The following is a 17,589-nucleotide window of genomic DNA, read 5'->3' on the forward strand; positions in this document are numbered from 1 at the left end:
GAACTCATCGGCGGACACCTCATCGGCCCCGACGTCTCCGAACTCCTCCCCGAACTCACCCTCGCCCAGAAATGGGACCTCACCGCTCTCGAGGCGGCGCGGAACGTGCACACGCACCCGACGCTTTCCGAGGGCCTTCAGGAGGCCTTCCACGGTCTCGTCGGTCACATGATCAACCTCTGAGCCCACCCGGCTGCACGAACAGACGGCCCCCGTCCGCTCTCCGGAGCGGGACGGGGGCCGTCTGCTGTCTGGTGTCCTCGGCGTCAGTGGCCGAGCGCGCGGGCCAGCTTGGACCCGGATGCCGCCGGACGACCGCCCGCGGCGAACACCGCGGCGTCGACCGCGGCGAACAGTGCCGCCCGTCCGGCCTCATCCGCGGGGCCGGCGGGGCCGAGCTCGACCTCCCACTCGCGCCACTCGGACTCCACGCCGCGGCGCTCGTCGCGCGCGCGAACACGGTCGTCGACGAACTCGGCGACCACGCCCCCGTCGGCGTCCTGCAGAGCGTAGGCGGTGCGCTGATTGCGCACGCGCGCGAGCGGCAGGAACGGTGCGCGCGCCCAGGCGGCCACGGCATCCTGGATCACTTCCGGCATCACGGGGTCGGCATCCGGATCGCTGATGTCTCCGAGGGGCCAGTGCGTCTCGGAACGGCCCCCCGCCGCGGGAGCCTTGACGTGCCAGCCCTGGTCGGGGCCGCCCAGTCGGCGGCGCACCGCGACACCGTTGCGCGCCAGGTCGGCGTCAGCGGTGTCGAGATACCGCGCATCGAGATCGCGCGGCTCAGGGGCGCCGACGCGCGCGACGCCGGGAAGACGCGACCAGTCGGGAAGAGGGGTGTCGGTGTCGACGTCGTACTTGGACTCGACCTCGACCGACGACGACCCCGGGGAGGGAGCGCTCAATCGTCGCGCTCGTTCGCTTCGCGATTGATCTCCTCGGTCTCCTCGAAGTAGGTGAAGACCGCCTGCGTGGGACCGTCGGCGTCGCCGGTGTTCTCGAGTCCGCCGTCGCGACGGTAGACGAGCTGCCCCTCGCTGTAGGGCATGATCAGCGTGTCGTCCGACTCGTTCTCGAGCGGGATCACCTGCCCGTCGAGCGGGCCTCCGGTCAGTCGTGCAATAGCCATGGCCCCAGCGTAGACCGGGCCCCGGGAGCGGACCCGTGCCTTGACACCCCTGACCTAGACTCGCTCGGGTGACGAGCGCGGACCTCCCCGGTGACAGGCCCTTCGTTCTTCTCGCGACCCGTGCGCAGGACGGACCCGCGGACGAGGAGTACGCGCTGTTCCTGCGCTTCACCGGCCTGCCGCCCGAGCGTCTCCGGCGTGTCCGCCTCGAACGCGAACCGATGCCCGAGATCGACCTCGACGAGGTGTCCGGCATCCTGGTGGGCGGGAGCCCCTTCAACGCCTCGGATCCGTCGGAGAGGAAGTCCGCCGTCCAGCGACGGGTCGAGGCGGAGATGGCCGCACTCGTAGACGAGGTCGTCGCGCGAGACGCTCCCTTCCTCGGCGCCTGCTACGGCGTCGGGACCCTCGGCACCCACCTGCGCGCGCCCATCGACGGCACGTTCGCCGAGCCGATCAGCGTGGTGGACGTCACCCTCTCCGCCGCCGGCCGCGCCGACCCGCTCCTGCGGGGCATGCCCGACACCTTCGCCGCGTTCGTGGGACACAAGGAGGCGATCTCCTCCCTGCCCGGGACCGCGACGCTGCTCGCCTCTTCCTCGACCTGCCCCGTGCAGATGTTCCGCGTGGGCGAGAACGTGTACGCCACGCAGTTCCACCCCGAGCTCGATCTCGATGGCATCATCACGCGCATCCACGCGTACGCGTCGTTCGGCTATTTCGCCGCGGACGAGCTCGACCTCACCCTCGCCGCCGTACGGCGCGCGCCCGTCACGGCGACCGGTGGCATCCTGCGCGCATTCGCCGAACGCTACGCCCGCTGAATCGGGGTGCGCCGAACCACCGGCACCGAGGCCGTGATCGCGGGTCGCACCCGCCGCAGCTGGGGCTCGAGGCCGAGGTCGACGAGTACGATGCGACCGGCCAGCTCAGGGCCGTGACCGCGCAGCAGACCCGCCTTCACGGCGCCGAACGTCACGGTGATCGTGGCGGGGAGCACCGCGGCATCCGCCTCTCCGGTGTCGGGATGCAGGCCGCTCGGGACGTCCACGGCGATGACGCGGGTACGCCCGTCGTCGGCCGCGGGACGCAGCACCTCGACGACAGCGCGAGCCGTACCGCGCAACCGCGGGTCGGCGGACGCCCCGATTCCGAGGATGCCGTCGACGACCAGGGTGTGATCGGAGTCGGCGGCGCACACGTTGGAGGCATCACGGATCCGAGCGCCCGCGGCGACGGCCGCGTCGAGCGCCTCTCGATGCACGCGGTCACGGGTGAGGACGATGTCCACGCGCGTCGCCCGTCGGACGAACTCGGCCGCGGCGAACAGCGCGTCACCGCCGTTGTCGCCCGAACCGGCGAGCACCAGGACCGGGCCCGGCGTCTGAGCGAGCTCCTCCTCGACAACGTCCGCCAGGGCCCGCGCGGCCTCGCGCATGAGCGGGCGTCCCTCCGCGATGAGCGGCGCCTCAGCCGCCCGGATCGCGTCGGCGGTGTACGCGACGGTTCCCTGGGTCATGGAGCCACCCTAGACGCGCCCTCCCGGCGTCCGCTGCCTGGGGTACGCTACGCGGTCTTCGCGGCGTCCTTGGCCGACGTCGTCTCGCGCTCGCGTGCCTCCGCCTCGCGCGCGGCGTTCAGTTCGCCCACGGCCGCCTGCACTCCCCGTTCGGCGCGCTGCACGCGGAACTGCACGAGAGTCTCAGCGCCGTACTTGGTCCGCACGCGGTCCTCGTCCTCCTCGTGTCCCACCGTGATGTAGGCGCCGGCGATGAGGATCACCTGGCTGGAGAGGTTCAGCCAGAGGAGCAGAGCAATGAGGGCGGCGAACGTCGCCAGGAGAGGATTGCTGCTCGCTCCCCCGACGAACAGTCCCGAGAGCTGCTGGAGGGCGACGAGCCCGATGCCGCCGAGGAGCGCTCCCCGCAGGAGTGTGCCGCGCCGCACGCGTAGTCCCGACAGGAGCGCGAACGCCGCGGCGATCGCCGCGGTATCGAGCGCGAGCACGACGAGCGTCGAGACCAACCACGTCAGGGCGCCGGTGACCCACGAATCCGCCGAGATACCGAGCAGGTCGCGGACCACGGTCAGTCCTGCCGTCGCCAGGAACGTGACGCCCGCGGCGGCCGCGAGAGCGACGCCGATGCCGACCGCGACCAGAAGGTTGCGCAGGAGCACCCACACGATGAACGTGTCCTCGGTGGTGATGTCGGCGATCTGGCGCAGCGCCGAGCGCAGAGATCCGATCGCCCCGATGGCCGCGCCGACGAGGCCGATGGAGCCGAGGACGCCCGCGACCGTGAAGCCGGTCGGCGCCTGGATCGCGGTGACGTCGATGAGCCCGTCCGGCCCGACGAGTCCGGGCACGACGCTGTCGACCGCGCGCACCAGAGCCGCGAGGCCGTCGGGGTTCCCCGACAACCACAGCGCCGCGAACGAGAATCCGATGAGCACGCCGGCGAAGACGCTGAACAGTGTGCGATAGGTCACGCTGTCGGCGAGCATGGGTCCGCGTCGGCCGGAGTAGACGAGGTATGCGCGCACAAGACGTCGGCGCAGCGCCCACGCGGTGACGCGACGGATCAAGTCAGCCATTCCCCCAGGCTAGGCGGGCTCCGCCGATTCACCGCGGAGGCTTGACCGGCGGCAGCGCGTCACCACATCACGCCCAGCAGCGCCCACCACGTGCCCATCAGAAGGGGTGGACCGAGTGCGATCGGGATGCCTCGCGCTCCCGCGAGCACCGTGCCCACGGCCGCGGTGCCGCCGCAGATCACTCCGGCACCGAGGCCCGTCACCACGGCATCCCACCCGAACCAGCCCAGGTGCGCTCCCGCGAGAGCGGCGAGTGTCACGTCTCCCCCGCCGATGTCGGACGGTCGTGCCCGATGGAGGGCGAGGAGGACGACGAACGCGAAGGCCGCCGCTGCCCACACCCCCGTCAGTCGCTCGGGCACCGCGCCGGTGAGCGCAGCGGATGTCAGCAGCGCGAGGGCGCACGCGAGCCCGGGGAGGACGAGGATGTGCGGCAGCCTGTGGTGGCGGAGGTCGAAGACGGCGAGGACGAGTGAGAGCGCCCCGAAGACGACCAGGGCGACGCCGAGCATCGCGCTACGCGTCGATGACCGACAGGTGGACCCGCACGATCCCGTCCGGCGGAATCCCCTCGCGATCGCGCACCGCGCGCTTGAGTGGCAGAACGTACCTGCCGTCGGACTGGGGGAACACGGACGTCCGCCATGTCGACGTCCCGATCGTGGCCTCGACGCGCACGCCGCCGAAGCCCCGACGGTACGTCTGGGTCTCGCTCACGGCCTCGCTGAGCTCGAGAGGCAGCGCGACGAAGTACCACGCGCTGTCGAGCCGGGCCTCCCAGCGGAAGACCTCTCCCTCGAACTCCACGATCACGACGTCTCCTTCCGACGCCGTCACCCTACCGGCGCGGGGGCGGCGGATCCGCTCTCGCTTCCCCGGGGAGGAGCCGTCGAGACCACAACGACCACTTTCCGGACGTTGACCTCTCCCTGTGCGAGGATCGGCGGAATGGATGCCGTCCCCGCGCTCACCGAGGTCCCCTCTCCGCAGTTCGTCATCGTGGGCGACAACGTCCGCCTCGCCACCTACTCCTGGGGCGATCCGGATGCCGCGACCGTGCTCTGCGTCCACGGATTCGGTTCGAGCACGCGCGACAACTGGGTGAACACGGGGTGGGTGCGTGATCTGCTGCGCGCGGGTTTCCGCGTGCTGGCGGTCGACCAGCGTGGTCACGGTCTGAGCGACAAGCCGCACGAGGCGGACGCGTACCGCATGAGCGCGCTGGTCTCCGACCTGGTCGCGGTGCTCGACACCTACCTCGTCGACCAGGTGCGCTACCTCGGGTACTCCCTCGGCGGAAGGGTCGGCTGGCAGCTCGCGGTGGACGCCCCCGAGCACGTGGAACGCGCGGTGCTGGGCGGCATCCCCGATGGCCGACCGCTCGCGCGACTCCGGGTCGATCAGGCGCGCGCGTTCCTGGATCGCGGCGAACCCGTCCGGGATGCCACCACTCAGCGGTACGTGTCGCTGGCCGAACGCGTGCCCGGCAACGACCTGCGCGCGCTCGTCGCGATCGCCGAGGGGATGCGCCTGGGCGAGACGGATCCCGATCCCGCGGCGCCTCCGATGCAGCCCGTCCTCATCGCGACGGGCACGGAGGACCCCATCTACGACCAGTCCGCGCATCTGGCGAGCCTGCTGCCGCGCGGCGAGTTCGTCGACATCCCCGGGCGGCACCACGTCAACGCCCCCGGCGCGCGCACCTTCCGCGAGGCGGGGATCGCGTTCCTCTCCCGCACCCTCTGACTCACCGGCGACCCGCGCGGGTGCCGCGCTCAGTTCGCGGTGACGCTCAGACGCGGCGCGCTCGGAGCGGACGGCGCCACCACCTGCAGACCCACGCGGACCGTCTGATCGGGGGCGAGCGATCCCGCCCACCCGTCGCCGCGACAGGTGATCGTCGACGACCGGATGCCACATGTCATGCCCCACGCGTTGGTCACCGCCGTCGCCCCGGGCGATTCCCACGACACCGACCATGACGCGACCGGTCCGGTGGCGCGCACCGTGAGTTCGCTGACGTAGCCGTCCCCCCACGCGCTCTGCGGGATCCACGTGACGGCGACCGCGGGAGAGGAACCGGCGGTGGGTCGGGGCGTGGGAACGGGCGTGACCGTGGGTTTCGGGGAGACCGAGGGACTGATCGTCGGTTTCGGAGACGCGGTGGGGGTCACCGTGGGCTTCGGAGAGGCCGTGGGCTTCGGGGTCGCGGTCGGTGAAGGCTGCGGCGCGGGCGTGAGGATCGGACGGAGGGCGGCGAGTTTCGCGATCTGGAGAGTGCGCCAGTCGTCGGCGACGAGGCCGCCCGTGTCTCCGCTGTTGGGGTTGAACGACCAATAGGCGTAGCTGATCCTGCGCTGCGCCAGGTAGTCGACGAGCGTCGCCAGCCACGCTCTGTCGCTCGCTGTCTCGAGCTTCGTTCCGAACTCGCCCAGCAGCACCGGTGCGATGTTCTCCTTCGCGAGGTACCCCCAGTTGGCATCCCAGACGGCGGGGAGGTTCGCCGGGTACCGCGGGTCCGAGAACCACTGCTGCGCGTACACCGATGCCGGGTAATCATGGGGCGAGTAGACGACGCGGTTCTTCACCGACAGGGTCACGGGAGCGGACCGGACGTCCTTCAGCCCGCCGCCCCACCACGTGCTCGTGCCGTCGTTCTGCCTTTCGACACCCTCGACGATGATGAGGAGCCGAGGGTTGACGGCCAGCACCGCATTGCCCGCACGGGTCGCGGCGGCGCGCCAGTCGCGAGCCGGGTCGCCGCAGTTCCAGCACGCGGGGCCATGCGGTTCGTTGTGCAGATCGACACCGATGACGGTGGAGTCGTTCTTGTAGCGGGCGGCAAGCATCGTCCAGTCGTCGATCCACCGCTTCTCGGGGTACTGCGCGGTGTACCAGAGCTCGCTCTGCGCTCCCGAATCCGGCCGGTGGCGGTCGAGGATCACCGACAGCCCGTGCGCCTTCGCGCGGGCGATCACGGTGTCCATGAGCTTCAGCGGGGTGAGCGAGACCAGGCCGGGGTTGGCGTTGGCGTCGATCGATGTGGTGCGCCCGGCGGCGAGGCATTCGTTCGAGAAGGGCAGACGCACGGTGGTGAAGCCCATCGCCGCGATCTTGGCCAGACCCTCATCGAGCGGGATGGACCACAGCCCGTGCGGGGCGCAGTTCGACGTCTCCATCCCGAACCACGCGACGGCCTTGATCGTGTACGGGGCACCCGTGGCGGTGACGATGGTCGCACCGCGGGTGGAGAGCCAGCCCGGCAGACTCGCGGCCGAGGCGGCCGGAGCCGCCACCACGCCCGCCAGCAGCAGACCGGTCACCGCGGCGACCGCGGCGAAACGCGTCCACACGCGTCTCAGCGCCGTGTGCCGTTCCGTCATCTCCGCCCCCGCTCGTCCCGGTCATCGTAGCGGTCCGCGCGGCTCGCGGAACGCCCGCGCGATAGCGCCAATCCCGGCGAGCGGTGCGCCCTGTGCACGACGAGGGCGAGGTGCAGGGCGGCCACGACCTCGCCGTCATCGAGGTCGACGCCCAGCAGGCGCTCGGCGAGGTCGAGGCGCTGGTAAAACACCGACCGCGACACGTGCGCGGCCGCCGCGGCCGCCGTGCGGTTGCCGGGGTGGGCGACGATCGCCGACAGCGCCGCGAGCAGATCACGGCGCCGGGCGGGCGCAGCGGCGAGCACCGGCGCGAGGAGGCTTTCGCCGTGTTCGAGGAGGCGGTGATCGCCGCGCAGCGACGATACGAACCGGACGAGCGGATGCCGGACCACCCAGTGCACGGCCCCCTCGCGGAGGTCGCCCACCTCGGCGAGGTCCAGGGCCTGCTCGAGCGAGTCCAGCACGCGCGGCACGGCGTCCTCCGCGGGAGCGCCCTCCACCCGGGGTCCTACCGATACCCGCGGGGGCGGTCCGTCACCGCGCAGCCGGGCGTGGAAACGGTCGGCGGCCGCGCCGGCGAACGCCGTCGCCGAGGGAACGGCCACGAGCACCGGCATCCATCCCGCGGCGCGCTCGTCCGCGCCTCGCGGAGAGCCACACAGGGCGCGACCCCCGACGACGTCCGCGGCGGCCTCGACGTCTTCGGCGGCGGCTCCGTCGATCGCCAGGCCGAGAAGCGCTGTTCCGGGCAGGTCGATGCGCGCGGCCCCGAGCAGCGCGGCGACCTCGTCGGCGGAGCCGTAGCGACCTCCGAGCAGCGCGTCCATCAGACGACGTCGCCCCAGACGGGCCCAGTCGTCGCCGTCCGGGTCGGCGAGACGCCCCAGCGCCAGCGCCGTCGCACCCTGCTCGAGCACCGCGCGGCGCCCGGCGGGATGTCCGGGGCCTGCCAGCGCGACGAGCGTCGCCCAGCGGATGCCGCGCGCCTCGACCGGCACGATGGAGCGGCCGTCGTCGCCGTCGTCACCGAGCCGACGCGACCGTTCCTGCCAGTCGCGCAGCACGGCAGGGTCGGCATCCGCGAGCCCTGCCACGATCACCTCGTGCGCGAGCGACTCCAGGACGACCGGCGCGCGCAGCGTGTGCGCCAGACGCTCGACGATGTAGTCGGCGGGCGCGCCGCGCAGCGCCAGCGAGGTGAAGAGCGTCCGCACGTCGTCGCGGGCCCGCAGTGCCGCCGTCTGGTCGTCGATGATGCGCCGGTGCACCTCCTCGGTCACGCTCACGAACTTGATCTCGCGGTGCAGGGCGATCAGGGCGAGCCCGGCGGCGGAGGCGGCTTCGACCACGACGGCCGGGACGTAGCGGTAGTGCGCGCCGAGTTCGATCACCACTCCGACCAGCCCCGCCCGGACGAACTCGCCCACGAGCGCGCGAAGCTCCGCCGGTTCCGCCGGCCACGCCGACGCGGTCGTCAGCAGCAGCTCGCCCCCTTCGAGCAGGCGCGCCACCCCGGGGCTGTCCGAGACGTGGACCCATCGCACGGGGGCCGACAGCGCCGCCCCTCCCACGAGGACCTCGGGCGCACCGGCGGACAGGGCCGAAGACTCCAGCACTTCCGCGAGCGGTGGGAGCCCCCGCTCGAGGAGAGCATCGGGCGCATCCGGACGATCTGTTCGGGAACGCCCATCTTCGCGACGATCAGCCACGCGCGTTCCCCCGTTTCCGTGCCGCAGAATCGGCAGTGAACACCCTACGACGCTTCCGGTCGATCTGTCCGGCCCGGCGCATTTCTCGAGGAGGATCCGCATGACCGTCATCCACCACCACATCGCCGGCACGGCGCGCGGCGAAGCGGCACGCACGGGCGATGTCTTCGACCCCGCCACGGGCAGGGTGCAGGCGCAGGTCGCCTTCGCCTCGACGGCGGAGGTGGAGGAGGCGATCGCGGCCGCGAAGGCCGCACTCCCCGGGTGGCGGGCGACGAGCCTCATCAAGCGGGCCGACGTGTTCTTCCGCCTCCGCCACCTCCTCGTCGAACGCACCGACGAGCTCGCCGCGATCATCACCGCCGAGCACGGCAAAGTCCTCTCGGATGCCAAGGGCGAGATCAGCCGGGGAATCGAGAACGTGGAGTTCGCCGCGGGCCTGGTGCACCTGCTCAAGGGGGAGCACGCCGAGCAGGTCAGCCGCGGCGTGGACGTGCACTCGGTGAAGCAGCCCGTCGGCGTGGTGGCCGCGATCACTCCGTTCAACTTCCCCGTGATGGTTCCGCTGTGGATGACCGCCTCGGCGATCGCGTGCGGCAACACCGTCGTGCTCAAGCCCAGCGAGAAAGACCCCTCGGCCGCGATCTTCCTCGCGAAGCTGTACGAGGAGGCGGGGCTCCCGGCCGGTGTCCTCAACGTCGTGCACGGCGACAAGGTCGCCGTCGACGCGCTGCTGGACTCCCCCGACGTCCGCGCCGTGAGCTTCGTCGGCTCGACCCCGATCGCCAAGTCCATCTACTCCCGCGCCGCCGAGAACGGCAAGCGCGTGCAGGCCCTCGGCGGGGCCAAGAACCACATGGTCGTCATGCCCGACGCCGACCTGGACTCCGCCGCCGACGCCGCGGTCTCGGCCGCCTACGGCTCCGCCGGCGAGCGCTGCATGGCGGTGTCGGTGCTCGTGGCGGTGGGCGACGAGGTCGCCGACGCGCTCGTCGAGAAGGTGGCATCCCGCATCGAGGGCCTGAAGATCGGCCCCGGGACGGATGCCGCGAGCGAGATGGGTCCGCTCATCACGCGCGAACACCGCGACAAGGTCGCCTCGTACGTCACCGGCGCGGCGGGGGAAGGCGCCGAGGTGGTCGTCGACGGCACGACGCAGCAGTTCGACGGGGACGGCTTCTTCATCGGCGTCTCGCTCGTGGACCAGGTCGCCCCCGGCATGAAGGTGTACGACGACGAGATCTTCGGACCCGTCCTCTCGGTCGTCCGCGTGAAGACGTACGACGAGGCCGTGGAGCTGATCAACTCCAGCCCCTTCGCCAACGGCACCGCCGTGTTCACGCGCGACGGCGGCACGGCCCGTCAGTTCGAGTTCGACATCGAGGTCGGCATGGTGGGTGTCAACGTGCCCATCCCGGTTCCGGTCGGAGCCTTCTCGTTCGGCGGCTGGCGCAACTCGCTCTTCGGCGACTCGCACATCTACGGCCCCGAGTCCATCCACTTCTACACGCGCAGCAAGGTCGTCACGACCCGCTGGCCCGACCCCAGCGAGAGCCAGATCAGCCTCGGCTTCCCCAGCAACCACTGACCCGCGGCATCCGGAAAGGAACGACCATGACCCTGACCTCCCCCGACCTCGCCGCCGACGCGCAGGTCCGCGCCGACGACCGCGCCCACGTCTTCCACTCGTGGAGCGCACAGGCGCTCATCGACCCGCTCCCCGTCGCCGGCGGCGAGGGCGCGACGTTCTGGGACCACGCCGGTAACGGCTACCTCGACTTCTCGTCGCAGCTGGTGAACCTCAACCTCGGCCACCAGCACCCCGACCTGATCGCGGCGATCCAGCGCCAGGCCGGTGAGCTGGCCACCATCCAGCCCGCGATGGCCAATGGCACGCGCGGCGAGCTCGCCCGCCTCATCTCCGAGGTCGCGCCGGAGGGCTTCTCCAAGGTGTTCTTCACCAACGGCGGAGCGGATGCCAACGAGAACGCCGTGCGCATGGCGCGCCTGGTGACCGGCAAACGCAAGGTGCTGGCGATGTACCGCAGCTACCACGGCAACACCTCCACCGCGATCACCCTCACCGGTGACCCGCGGCGCTGGGCGAACGAGCCCGCCGATGCGTCGGTCGTCCACTTCTTCGGTCCGTACGTCTACCGTTCGGCGTTCCACGCGTCCTCCGAGGAAGAGGAGACCGCGCGCGCCCTGCAGCACCTCGAGCAGACGATCATCCTCGAGGGTGCGTCGACGATCGGCGCGATCATCCTCGAGACCGTCGTCGGCACGAACGGCGTGCTGGTCCCCCCGCCCGGCTACCTCCCGGGCGTGCGGGCGCTGTGCGACAAGTACGGCATCGTCTACATCGCCGACGAAGTGATGGTCGGATTCGGCCGTATCGGCGAATGGTTCGCGATCGACGCGTTCGACGTCGCGCCCGACCTCATCACTTTCGCAAAGGGCGTGAACTCGGGCTACGTGCCGCTGGGCGGAGTGGTGATCTCGGATGCCATCGCGAGCCACTTCGACACCGTGACCTTCCCGGGTGGTCTGACGTACTCGGGGCACCCCCTCGCGTGCGCCCCCGGTATCGCCACGTTCGAGGTGTTCCGTCGCGACGGGATCCTCGAGCGGGTGCGCGACCTCGGCGAGCGCGTCGTCGGCCCGCGTCTGCACGAGATGGCCGAGAAGCACCCGTCTGTCGGCGAGGTGCGGGGCCGGGGCCTGTTCTGGGCGATCGAACTCGTGCGCGACCGTGAGACGCGGGAGCCGCTCGTCCCCTTCAACGCCGCGGGGGCCGACGCGGCGCCGATGGCCGCTTTCGCGGCGGCGTGCAAGAAGGCGGGCCTGTGGCCCTTCACGCACTTCAACCGGGTCCACGTCGCTCCCCCGCTCGTCATCTCGGAGGCGGATCTGGTGCGCGGGCTCGACATCATCGACGAAGCCCTCGCCGTCGCCGACGAGGCGGCTGCGGCATGAGGGTTCTGCGAAACGTCGTCGACGGTGTGTCGGCCGCCTCGGCCGGGCGCCTGCTCGACCTCGTCAGCCCCGTCACCGGAGAGGTGTACGCCCAGGCGCCATGCTCGACCGAGGAAGAGGTGGATGCCGCTTTCGCCGCGGCATCGCGCGCTTTCGCGTCGTGGCGACTGACGACGCCCGCGGTGCGACAGCTCGCGCTCTTCCGGCTCGCCGATGCGCTCGCCGACCACGCGGAGGAGTTCGCCGATCTCGAATCGGAGGACACCGGCAAGCCCCGCGCGACGCTGGTCGCCGACGAGATCGACCAGTCCGTCGACCAGCTGCGCTTCTTCGCCGGAGCCGCACGCGACCTCGACGGACGCGCGGCCGCCGAGTACGCGGAAGGCTTCACGTCCTACGTGCGGCGCGAACCGATCGGCGTGGTGGCGCAGGTGACACCGTGGAATTACCCGCTCAACATGGCGATCTGGAAGATCGCCCCCGCACTCGCCGCCGGGAACACCGTCGTGCTCAAGCCCAGCGAGACCACACCGCAGACCACGGTGCGTCTGGCGGAGCTGGCATCCGAGATCCTTCCGCCGGGGGTGTTCAACGTCGTCCTCGGCGACCGTGAGACCGGTCGCGCCCTCGTCGAGCACCCGACGCCGCAGCTCGTGGCGATCACCGGCTCGGTGCGCGCGGGCATGCAGGTCGCCGAGTCCGCGGCGCGGCAGGTCAAGCGCGTCCACCTCGAGTTGGGCGGCAAAGCGCCCGCCATCGTCTTCCCGGACGCCGACCTGGATGCCGCGACCGCCGGAATCGCGCAGGCGGCGTTCTTCAACGCCGGTCAGGACTGCACGGCGGCGACGCGCCTGCTCGTGCACGCCTCTCTTCACGACGAGCTGGTCGAGCGGCTCGTCGCCTACGTCGCGGACCACGTGCGCGTGGGCGCCCCCGACGACCCCGCGGCCTTCTTCGGACCGGTCAACAACTCCGACCAACTGGCACGGGTGCGGGGATTCATCGATCGACTGCCCACGCACGCGCGCGTCGTGACCGGCGGCACGCGCGTCGGGGACACCGGCTGCTTCTTCGCGCCCACGATCGTCACGGGGCTGCGGCAGGACGACGAGCTCGTGCAGCAGGAGGTGTTCGGACCGGTCCTCGCGGTGCAGTCGTTCGACGACGACGGTGAGGCCCTCGCGCGGGCCAACGACGTGCCCTACGCGCTCGCGGCATCCGTCTGGACCCGCGAGCACGGCCGGGCGATGCGCTTCAGCCGCGACCTCGACTTCGGGTGCGTGTGGATCAACGCCCACATCCCGTTCGTCTCGGACATGCCGCACGGGGGGTTCAAGCACTCCGGATACGGCAAGGACCTCTCGGTGTACGGCTTCGAGGACTACACGCGCATCAAGCACGTGATGTCGAGCCTGGCCTGAGCTCAGACGCCGGGCGTCCCCGTCTCCTCGGCGGCGTCCGGCGTGTCGCCGCCCGCGGCCGCGTCCGGCACCGTCGGTGCCGTGCGCAGTGCGTTCACGCGGCGCGCATGTCCCACCGCGCCCTCGAACCCGGCATCCGGGTCGTCCATCAAGGCCCCCGTCGCGAGCGCGTGCACGCGGACGTCCTCATCGTCGGACTCCGCCGCCCTGTCGACGGTCGGACGCGCGTCCTCGCCGATCATCACGAAGGCGCGGCTGAGGCTCCGGCGCGTCTCGATCTCGCCCCGACCGAAATGCTGAGCGAGCGCGGCGGCGAGCGCGGTCCGCTCGGCATCGGGCACGAGGCCCGCCGCCGTCCGCCACGCCGCGCGCGCGACGGACGGCTCCTCGTCGTGCAGAAGGGCGGGTGTGATCGCCGACCACGTGTCCGGGTCGCGGATCTTCGACAGCGTGTGCAGCCCCTGGCTGCGGGCCTGCGGAAACGGCGAAGCGAGCTCGGGCAGCACCGCGGAGATGACCTTGGCGGTGTCGTGGCGAGTCAGCGCCCACGTGAGCATGTCGCGCACGAAGAAGTCGGGCTCGACCGCGCAGCGATCCACGAGCACCTCGATGAACACGTCGTCCGGGCGCGTACCGGCATCCATCGCCGCCCGCAGGCGCAGCGAAGCGTCGTCCCGCTCCAGTGCGGCCCGAAGGCCTGCCGTGATGTCACCGTCGGCCATCCGTGGCCCTCCGTTCGTCGCCCCGCCCAGCTTGACACGCGCCGACGCCAACGGCGCCGTTCGGCAGGGAATGACCCGCGAACGACGGTTTCCGCAGTGTTACGTTTCGAGAAGACTCGATTTCATCATTGAGTAACCGACGAGACCGCTGATACCGTCGCCCCATCATGAGCATCTCCGCGGAACGGCGTCCGGTTCTCGACAGCGTGTCGAAGGCCATCGTCGAGCAGCTGCAGGAGGACGGCCGCCGCTCCTACGCCGAGGTCGGCAAGGCCGTCGGCCTCAGCGAGACCGCCACTCGCCAGCGCGTGCAGAAGATGCAGGACGCCGGCATCCTCCAGATCGTCGCGGTCACCGACCCGCTGCAGCTCGGCTTCGCCCGCCAGGCGATGATCGGCGTTCGAGTCTCCGGTGACACGCGGGTCGTGGCGGCGGAGATGGCCGAGCTCCCCGGCGTCACCTACGTCGTTTCGACCGCGGGTTCGTTCGATCTGCTCGTCGAGGTCGTCTGCGAGAGCGACGACGACCTCATCGACCTGCTCAACGATCGCATCCGGTCGCTTCCCGACGTGGTGGCGACCGAGACGTTCGTGTATCTGAAACTCCACCGACAGCTCTACAACTGGGGAACGCGATGACGCTTCACGAAATCGACCTGCAGTCCGACCTCCAGGCGAAGGCCCGCGACCACCTGTGGATGCACTTCGCGCGCCAGTCGGTGATGACCGACGGACCCGGCGTTCCCATCATCGTCAAGGGCGAGGGACACCACATTTGGGATGCCGCGGGCAAGCGGTACATCGACGGCCTCGCGGGCCTGTTCGTGGTCAATGCCGGTCACGGTCGTCGCCGCATCGCCCAGGCCGCCGCGAAGCAGGCGGAGGAGCTGGCGTTCTTCCCGCTGTGGTCGTACGCCCACCCGGCCGCGATCGAGCTCGCCGACCGCCTCGCCCATCTCGCCCCGGGCGACCTCAATCACGTCTTCTTCTCCACCGGCGGTGGAGAGGCGGTCGAGACCGCGTTCAAGCTCGCCAAGCAGTACTGGAAGACGCAGGGCAAGCCCACCAAGCACAAGGTCATCTCCCGCGCCATCGCCTACCACGGCACGACGCAGGGCGCCCTCGCCATCACGGGCCTGCCCGTGATGAAGCACATGTTCGAGCCCGTCACCCCGGGCGGTTTCCGCGTGCCCAACACGAACTACTACCGCGCCGCGGAGTCCGGCTTCGGCGGCGGGACGCCCGAGGAATTCGGCCTGTGGGCCGCCGATCGCATCGAGCAGATGATCCAGTACGAGGGCCCCGAGACGGTCGCCGCCGTGTTCCTGGAACCGGTGCAGAACGCCGGCGGCTGCTTCCCCGCCCCGGCCGGATACTTCCAGCGCGTGCGGGAGATCTGCGACAAGTACGACGTGCTACTCGTCAGCGACGAAGTCATCTGCGCGTTCGGACGCCTGGGCTACTACTTCGGAGCCGAGGCCTACTCCTACCAGCCCGACATGATCACCTTCGCCAAGGCCGTCACGAGCGGGTACTCACCGCTGGGCGGCACGATCGTGAGCGACCGCGTGTACGAGCCGTTCGCGCACGGCGACTCCTCCTTCCCGCACGGATACACGTTCGGCGGGCACCCGGTCTCGTCCGCCGTCGCGATGGAGAACCTCGACGTGTTCGAAGAGGAGGGGCTGTTGCAGAACGTGCGCACGAACTCCCCCGTCTTCCGTTCGACGCTCGAGAAGCTGCTCGATCTCCCCATCGTCGGTGACGTGCGCGGCGACGGGTACTTCTTCGGCATCGAGTTGGTGAAGGACAAGGTCACCAAAGAGACCTTCGACGACGACGAGTCCGAGCGGCTCCTGCGTGGATTCCTCTCAAAGGCGCTCTACGACGCCGGGCTGTATTGCCGCGCCGACGACCGCGGCGACCCCGTCATCCAGCTCGCTCCGCCCCTGACCATCGGTCCGTCCGAGTTCGACGAGATCGAGCAGATTCTGCGCTCCGTCCTCACCGAAGCCTGGACGCGCCTCTGACGCGGAAGCGGATGCCGCCCCACCCCGGTGGCATCCGCTTCTTCCTCACCCGCTCCCACCCGGAGCGGTGCACCGCCGCATCACCCGACATCACTCGCCCCGGTCGGATCCGCCCGATCCCGACCCGCCCCTCAAGGAGTAGCCACGAACGAGAACATCGGTGCCGCCGTGTCGGCGCCCTCTGCCTCGGGCGCGAAACTCGCCCGCACCCTGGGACTCTGGTCCATCGTGGGTCTGGGTCTGGGTTACATGACCCCGACCGTCGTGTTCGACACCTTCGGCCTCGTCGCCGAGGAGACCAACAACGTCGTACCCGCCGCGTACGCGGTCGCCCTCATCGTGCTGGTCTTCACCGCCGTCAGCTACGGAAAGATGGTGCGCGCCATCCCCAGCGCGGGCTCGGCGTACACATACGCTCGCGAATCGATCCACCCGGGCGTCGGTTTCGTCGTCGGCTGGACCGCGCTCATCGACTACATGCTTCTGCCGATGGTGAACGCGCTCATCCTCCGCAGCTACATGGAGGCGCTCTTCCCCGACATCCCCGGTTGGATCTGGGTCGTCGTCTTCACCGCCGGCGTCACCGGCGTCATCTACATGACGATGCGTGGCACCTCGAACGTCAACATGATCCTGCTGGTGTTCTCGATCCTCGTGATGGCAGTCTTCGTCGTCATGGTGGTGGTGCAGCTGGTGGGCGGCGCCGGAGCCGGCACCCCCGTGTCGCTGACCCCCTTCGTCCACAGCGAGGTGCAGTTCGGTGCGGTGCTCGCGGGAGCCACGATCGTGTGCTTCTCGTTCATCGGGTTCGACGCGGTGTCGATGTACTCGGAGGAGGCGAAGACCCCGAAGATCATGCCGCGCGCGATCGTGCTCACGCTCGTCGCCGGTGGCGTCATCTTCCTCATCGCCTCGTACGTGACCCAGCTGCGCTTCCCGGACTCGGCGGCGTTCCCGCCCGAGGCGATCGAGGACAGCACGCTGCCCGAGATCGGCGTCCAGGTGGGCGGGCCGGTGCTGCAGGCCGTGCTCACGGCCGCGGGTTTCGCGGCGACGCTCGCGTCGTGGCTGGCCTCGCACGCCTCGGTGTCGCGCATGCTCATGGTGATGGGCCGCAACAACGTGCTGCCGCGCCGCATCTTCGGATTCATCAACCCCAAGACCCACACCCCGACGCTCTCGATCATCATCGTGGGCCTGGTGAGCCTGTTCGCGATCTCGTTCACCCTCGAGCAGATCGCGGCGTACATCAACTACGGCGCCCTGATCGCGTTCACGTTCGTGAACATCTCGGTGATCGCCTGGTTCGCGATCCGGCAGGGGCTCCGCAAGACGCCGGGCGACATCTTCCGGTACATCGTGATGCCCGGTATCGGCATGCTCCTCACGGGTCTGCTGTGGGTGAACCTCGACGGTCACGCGCTCGTCGGCGGTCTCATCTGGACGGGCCTGGGCGTGGTGTACCTCGTCATCCTCACCCGCGGGTTCCGGCGCCCCATCGCGTCCTTCGACGAGAACCAGCCGGTCACGGGCGTCAACAAAACGGTTCCGGGTCCGCGCTCGGAGATCTGACACGCCCCGCCTCGGCCGCGGCATCCGTCCCTCGATGGATGCCGCGGCCT

At 70.4% G+C, this 17,589-nt stretch carries 17 protein-coding genes and 1 pseudogene; 9 read left to right on the forward strand and 9 right to left on the reverse strand.

Translation table 11 applies throughout. The features are described from left to right. A pseudogene (locus P5G46_RS13850) lies at positions 1-183 on the forward strand (dihydrolipoyl dehydrogenase); the annotation flags it as partial. A gap of 83 nt (positions 184-266) precedes the next feature. On the opposite strand, the gene P5G46_RS13855 reads toward P5G46_RS13850, so the two are convergent. Next, positions 267-908, reverse strand: coding sequence for a CYTH domain-containing protein (locus P5G46_RS13855; RefSeq protein WP_239275935.1), 642 nt, complete (start codon positions 906-908; stop codon positions 267-269). Further along, a complete protein-coding gene (locus P5G46_RS13860; protein WP_239275936.1) occupies positions 905-1,132 on the reverse strand; it encodes a response regulator in 228 nt (75 codons plus the stop codon). The genes P5G46_RS13855 and P5G46_RS13860 overlap by 4 nt, the downstream gene beginning before the upstream one ends. A gap of 68 nt (positions 1,133-1,200) precedes the next feature. Between P5G46_RS13860 and P5G46_RS13865 the strand changes: the two genes are divergently transcribed. Next, entirely contained in the window at positions 1,201-1,956 is a 756-nt protein-coding gene (locus P5G46_RS13865; protein WP_239275937.1) for a glutamine amidotransferase, read from the forward strand. Here the strand turns inward: P5G46_RS13865 and P5G46_RS13870 are convergent. From P5G46_RS13870 to P5G46_RS13885, 4 genes are read right to left on the reverse strand one after another with little or no spacing between them, the layout of a single operon-like run. Further along, complete coding sequence (locus P5G46_RS13870) at positions 1,944-2,651, reverse strand: NAD(P)H-hydrate epimerase (RefSeq protein WP_239275938.1); 708 nt, start codon at positions 2,649-2,651, stop codon at positions 1,944-1,946. The genes P5G46_RS13865 and P5G46_RS13870 overlap by 13 nt on opposite strands. 47 nt (positions 2,652-2,698) lie before the next feature. Further along, complete coding sequence (locus P5G46_RS13875) at positions 2,699-3,727, reverse strand: YihY/virulence factor BrkB family protein (RefSeq protein ID WP_239275939.1); 1,029 nt, start codon at positions 3,725-3,727, stop codon at positions 2,699-2,701. Between the two features lie 59 nt (positions 3,728-3,786). Further along, on the reverse strand, positions 3,787-4,239 hold the full coding sequence (locus P5G46_RS13880) for a prepilin peptidase (protein ID WP_239275940.1): 453 nt from the start codon (positions 4,237-4,239) through the stop codon (positions 3,787-3,789). 4 nt (positions 4,240-4,243) lie between these two features. Continuing rightward, the gene (locus tag P5G46_RS13885; protein ID WP_239275941.1) at positions 4,244-4,540 is read right to left on the reverse strand and encodes a DUF1905 domain-containing protein; all 297 of its coding nucleotides are present in this window, start codon (positions 4,538-4,540) and stop codon (positions 4,244-4,246) included. A 135-nt stretch (positions 4,541-4,675) separates the two neighbouring features. On the opposite strand from P5G46_RS13885, the gene P5G46_RS13890 reads away from it, so the two are divergent. Next, positions 4,676-5,473, forward strand: coding sequence for an alpha/beta fold hydrolase (locus P5G46_RS13890; RefSeq protein WP_239275942.1), 798 nt, complete (start codon positions 4,676-4,678; stop codon positions 5,471-5,473). A 29-nt stretch (positions 5,474-5,502) separates the two neighbouring features. Here the strand turns inward: P5G46_RS13890 and P5G46_RS13895 are convergent, their stop codons facing one another. Together P5G46_RS13895 and P5G46_RS13900 are read right to left on the reverse strand one after the other, a co-directional pair. Next, entirely contained in the window at positions 5,503-7,110 is a 1,608-nt protein-coding gene (locus tag P5G46_RS13895; protein ID WP_408905901.1) for a cellulase family glycosylhydrolase, read from the reverse strand. Beyond that, positions 7,107-8,819 (reverse strand): PucR family transcriptional regulator ligand-binding domain-containing protein, encoded by a 1,713-nt coding sequence (locus P5G46_RS13900; protein WP_408905902.1) that lies wholly within the window; start codon positions 8,817-8,819, stop codon positions 7,107-7,109. Before P5G46_RS13900 ends, P5G46_RS13895 begins: the two co-directional genes overlap by 4 nt. A gap of 100 nt (positions 8,820-8,919) precedes the next feature. Between P5G46_RS13900 and P5G46_RS13905 the strand changes: the two genes are divergently transcribed. From P5G46_RS13905 to P5G46_RS13915, 3 genes are read left to right on the forward strand one after another with little or no spacing between them, the layout of a single operon-like run. Further along, positions 8,920-10,407, forward strand: coding sequence for a CoA-acylating methylmalonate-semialdehyde dehydrogenase (locus tag P5G46_RS13905; protein WP_375096032.1), 1,488 nt, complete (start codon positions 8,920-8,922; stop codon positions 10,405-10,407). Positions 10,408-10,433: 26 nt separating this feature from the next. Beyond that, a complete protein-coding gene (locus P5G46_RS13910; protein ID WP_408905903.1) occupies positions 10,434-11,795 on the forward strand; it encodes an aspartate aminotransferase family protein in 1,362 nt (453 codons plus the stop codon). After that, positions 11,792-13,216 carry an aminobutyraldehyde dehydrogenase gene (locus tag P5G46_RS13915; protein WP_239275947.1) on the forward strand — a complete coding sequence of 475 codons (1,425 nt, stop codon included), beginning with the start codon at positions 11,792-11,794 and terminating at the stop codon, positions 13,214-13,216. The genes P5G46_RS13910 and P5G46_RS13915 overlap by 4 nt, the downstream gene beginning before the upstream one ends. Positions 13,217-13,218: 2 nt before the next feature. Here P5G46_RS13915 and P5G46_RS13920 read toward each other — a convergent pair whose 3' ends face one another. Further along, positions 13,219-13,938: a HEAT repeat domain-containing protein gene (locus tag P5G46_RS13920; RefSeq protein ID WP_408905904.1), complete on the reverse strand. Its 720-nt coding sequence runs from the start codon at positions 13,936-13,938 to the stop codon at positions 13,219-13,221. A gap of 167 nt (positions 13,939-14,105) precedes the next feature. Between P5G46_RS13920 and P5G46_RS13925 the strand changes: the two genes are divergently transcribed. The 3 genes from P5G46_RS13925 (at position 14,106) to P5G46_RS13935 (ending at position 17,539) form a co-directional block, all read left to right on the forward strand. Then, on the forward strand, positions 14,106-14,576 hold the full coding sequence (locus P5G46_RS13925) for an Lrp/AsnC family transcriptional regulator (protein WP_239275949.1): 471 nt from the start codon (positions 14,106-14,108) through the stop codon (positions 14,574-14,576). Next, positions 14,573-15,967, forward strand: a complete 1,395-nt coding sequence (locus P5G46_RS13930; protein ID WP_408905905.1) for an aspartate aminotransferase family protein — start codon at positions 14,573-14,575, stop codon at positions 15,965-15,967. Before P5G46_RS13925 ends, P5G46_RS13930 begins: the two co-directional genes overlap by 4 nt. Before the next feature lie 168 nt (positions 15,968-16,135). After that, the gene (locus P5G46_RS13935) at positions 16,136-17,539 is read left to right on the forward strand and encodes an APC family permease (RefSeq protein ID WP_308192649.1); all 1,404 of its coding nucleotides are present in this window, start codon (positions 16,136-16,138) and stop codon (positions 17,537-17,539) included. Positions 17,540-17,589 lie beyond the last annotated feature (50 nt).

This window comes from Microbacterium mcarthurae (assembly GCF_046064585.1).
GTDB classification, from domain to species: domain Bacteria; phylum Actinomycetota; class Actinomycetes; order Actinomycetales; family Microbacteriaceae; genus Microbacterium; species Microbacterium mcarthurae.

Coding starts and splice junctions, on each gene's coding strand:
- P5G46_RS13860 (WP_239275936.1), bottom strand. CDS start 1,132: ATGGCTATTGCACGACTGACCGGAGGCCCGCTCGACGGGCAGGTGATC.
- P5G46_RS13870 (WP_239275938.1), bottom strand. CDS start 2,651: ATGACCCAGGGAACCGTCGCGTACACCGCCGACGCGATCCGGGCGGCT.
- P5G46_RS13875 (WP_239275939.1), bottom strand. CDS start 3,727: ATGGCTGACTTGATCCGTCGCGTCACCGCGTGGGCGCTGCGCCGACGT.
- P5G46_RS13880 (WP_239275940.1), bottom strand. CDS start 4,239: ATGCTCGGCGTCGCCCTGGTCGTCTTCGGGGCGCTCTCACTCGTCCTC.
- P5G46_RS13890 (WP_239275942.1), top strand. CDS start 4,676: ATGGATGCCGTCCCCGCGCTCACCGAGGTCCCCTCTCCGCAGTTCGTC.
- P5G46_RS13895 (WP_408905901.1), bottom strand. CDS start 7,110: ATGACGGAACGGCACACGGCGCTGAGACGCGTGTGGACGCGTTTCGCC.
- P5G46_RS13905 (WP_375096032.1), top strand. CDS start 8,920: ATGACCGTCATCCACCACCACATCGCCGGCACGGCGCGCGGCGAAGCG.
- P5G46_RS13910 (WP_408905903.1), top strand. CDS start 10,434: ATGACCCTGACCTCCCCCGACCTCGCCGCCGACGCGCAGGTCCGCGCC.
- P5G46_RS13915 (WP_239275947.1), top strand. CDS start 11,792: ATGAGGGTTCTGCGAAACGTCGTCGACGGTGTGTCGGCCGCCTCGGCC.
- P5G46_RS13920 (WP_408905904.1), bottom strand. CDS start 13,938: ATGGCCGACGGTGACATCACGGCAGGCCTTCGGGCCGCACTGGAGCGG.
- P5G46_RS13925 (WP_239275949.1), top strand. CDS start 14,106: ATGAGCATCTCCGCGGAACGGCGTCCGGTTCTCGACAGCGTGTCGAAG.
- P5G46_RS13930 (WP_408905905.1), top strand. CDS start 14,573: ATGACGCTTCACGAAATCGACCTGCAGTCCGACCTCCAGGCGAAGGCC.